At 69.4% G+C, this 2,725-nt stretch carries 2 protein-coding genes; both read right to left on the reverse strand.

Features of this window, described 5'->3' with window-relative positions; genetic code table 11:
• Positions 1-1,292 (reverse strand): PAS domain-containing protein (locus ACFDTC_RS15550; protein WP_375259800.1); only part of this gene is annotated, 1,292 nt, incomplete at its 3' end.
• Between the two features lie 167 nt (positions 1,293-1,459).
• Positions 1,460-2,725, reverse strand: a 1,266-nt coding sequence (locus ACFDTC_RS15555) for a DNA recombination protein RmuC (protein ID WP_375259801.1), incomplete at its 5' end; no start/stop codon positions are given.

Consider the following 2,725-nt stretch of genomic DNA (forward strand, 5'->3'; position numbering starts at 1 on the left):
ATCACGTTGGCCAGGCGTTCCTCGGCGCGCTTCAGGGGCGTCACGTCGGTGCCGACATTCACGATGACGGGATCCTCGCCCGCGCTGGGGCGGGCCGTGCTGATGTTGAGGTCGACCCAGTAATCCTCTCCGGCGCGGGTGCGGTTCATGATCTCGCCCGAGAACGGCGCGCCCCGCGCCATCGCGTCGGCGATGCGCGCCGCCGCGTCGGGATCGCTGGCGGGGCTGCGGGTGAACGCGACCAGCGGCCGGCCGATCATCTCGTCAAGCGGATAGCCCGAGCGCTCGATGAACGCCCGGTTCGCCCACAGGACCGATCCGTCCCGCGTCGACAGGATGACGTGGTTCGTCATCATCTCGGCCGCGGTCGACATCCGTTCGAGCCGCGTGGCGCGGTGCACGCTTTCGGTCACGTCCCGGACGACGCAGATCGCCCCGGCGCGGCCATCCGCCATCTGCACGGGGGTGAACGTAGCCTCGCACCAGACCGTGCCGGTGGGTCCGTCGACGCTGTAGCGATGCGCGCCGGCGGCTTCGCCGGTCGGGTCGAGCGCGTCCAGCCCGGCCTGGAAGACCTGCAGAATCTCCGGCGGCATCGCGTCGGAGATGTGCTGGCCCGTGCCGCCGTGGTGCAGTGCCATCAGGGCGGGTGGCCCAGCGGCGATGCCGGTGTAGCGGTGTTCTGCGTCGAGTTCGAATACCAGGTCGGGCATCGCATCGAGGACCGCGCTCATGCGCGCGTTGGCGCGGCGCAGGCGGCCTTCGGTGCGGATGCGGTTGAGCGTGGTCCAGACGAGGTCTGCCGCCGCGCGCAGCAGGGTTACCGATGCCGGCGAGAACGGCGCGCTTTCGCGGATGTTGTCGAAGCCGATGAAGCCTTCGAACCGGGTGCCGTCGCTGAACGGCACCAGCAGCAGCGCGTGAATGCCCTGCCCCTGCAGGATGGAGGCGAGCGGCGAGCCGTCGAGCCGTTCCTGGATGTCCAGCTCGTGCAGCGCGTCGCCCCGCTGAAGGGCGGGCATCCACTCCTCGATCAGGCCGAGCGGAAGGCAGTCGAGCTGGTCGATCATCGCGGGCACGCCGTCGGCGACCCATTCGTATGTGTTGGTGATCGCGTCGGCGCCGTGCCGCTCGAAGATGTAGCAGCGGTCCGCGCCGGCGAACTGCCCAAGCTCGGCCAGTGCCGTGTCGAAGGCCTGATCCACGGTTTCCGGCGTGGAGCGCGTGAGCGCGGCAAGCAGACGCAGGACCAGCGCGTTTCCGTCGCCCGGCAGGGTCTCGCGATCGATCATGACGGGGGCAGCACCACGGGTCCCGCTTCCTGTTCCGTGCGGCCGCCGACAACCGGCAGGGTCAACGCAGGGGCAGACGGTACCGGTGTCGCGCCCGTTCCGTCAAAGGAAGTGAGGCCGGCATTCGATGCAAAGTCGACCTATCCGACGCGTCGTGACCGGTCGCGTCACTCCTCCAGCGCGCCGACGCGGGTGTGGTGCGAGCCGTCCGCCGGGCGATCCGGCAGCGCGGGCGCTTCAGCGGCATCCTCGGCGTCGAAATCTGCCTTGAGAGTCTTGCTGGTGCGCGCCCCCAGCGCACGCAGCTGGTCGATCTGACCCAGCACGTTGCCGCGCCCGCGCGAGAGCTGGTCGAAGGCCCGGCCGTAGGCGTCCTGCGCCTGGCCCAGCCGCTGGCCCATCTCCTCCATGTTGCCCACGAAGCCGCTGACCTTGTCGTAGAGCTTGCCCGCGCGGTCGGCGATTGCCTCGGCATTCCGGTTGCGCCGCTCGGCGGCCCAGACATGCGCGACCGTCTTCAGCGCCATCATCAGCGTCGTCGGCGTGGCGATCGTGACGTGGCGTTCCAGCGCGTAGGTCGTCAGCGTCCCGTCCAGCCGCAGTGCCTCGGAGAACGCGCCCTCGATCGGCACGAACAGGATCGTGTAGTCGACGGAATGCGCCTCGGCGGCGTGGTAGGTCTTGGACTCCAGCGTGTCGATGTGACCGCGCAGCGAGACGATGTGCCGCCGGGCGGCCGCGGCGGCGACGTCGTCGTCTTCGGCGTTCACGAGATCGGTGTAGGCGACCAGTGAGACCTTCGAGTCGATCACCAGCGTCTTGCCGCCGGGGATGTTGACCACGACGTCGGGCCGCAGCCGGCCGCCCGCATCGGAACTGCGATGCGCCTGAAGCTCGTATTCCTCGCCCTCGCGCAGGCCCGAGCCTTCGAGGATCTTCTCGAGCACCATCTCACCCCAGGCGCCCTGCTTCTGCTGGTCCGATTTCAACGCGCGCGTCAGCGCCAGCGCGTCGGCCGAGATCTGCTCGGTCTTCTTCGTCAGCGAGGTGATCTCGAGCTTCAGCTCGGTCCGTTCCTTCTGCGACGATTCGTGCATCGCCTTCAGCGCTTTCTCGAAGTGGCCGACGTGTTCGTGCAGCGGCGACAGCGTGGCCTTGAGGCGCTCCATGTTCGACTTGGCGATTTCCTCGCCTTGGCTGCGCAGGGTCTCGCGCGACAGCTCGCGGAAGCGGGTCGCCATCTCCTCGCGCATCTGGGTCAGCAGGGCGATCTTCTCGTCGGCGGCACGCAGGGTGGCGGCGCTGTCGCTGGTCACGCGCGCCAGGTCGCGGTCGAGCTTGGCCGCGTCGCGTCGCGCGGCCTCGAGCGCGTCGCGCAGCCCGTCGCTGTCGTCCTCGAGCGCCTCGATCCGCTCGGCGCGCGCGCCGGCGAG

Origin of the sequence: Citreimonas sp., assembly GCF_042096055.1 — a bacterium.
Lineage (GTDB): Bacteria > Pseudomonadota > Alphaproteobacteria > Rhodobacterales > Rhodobacteraceae > Citreimonas.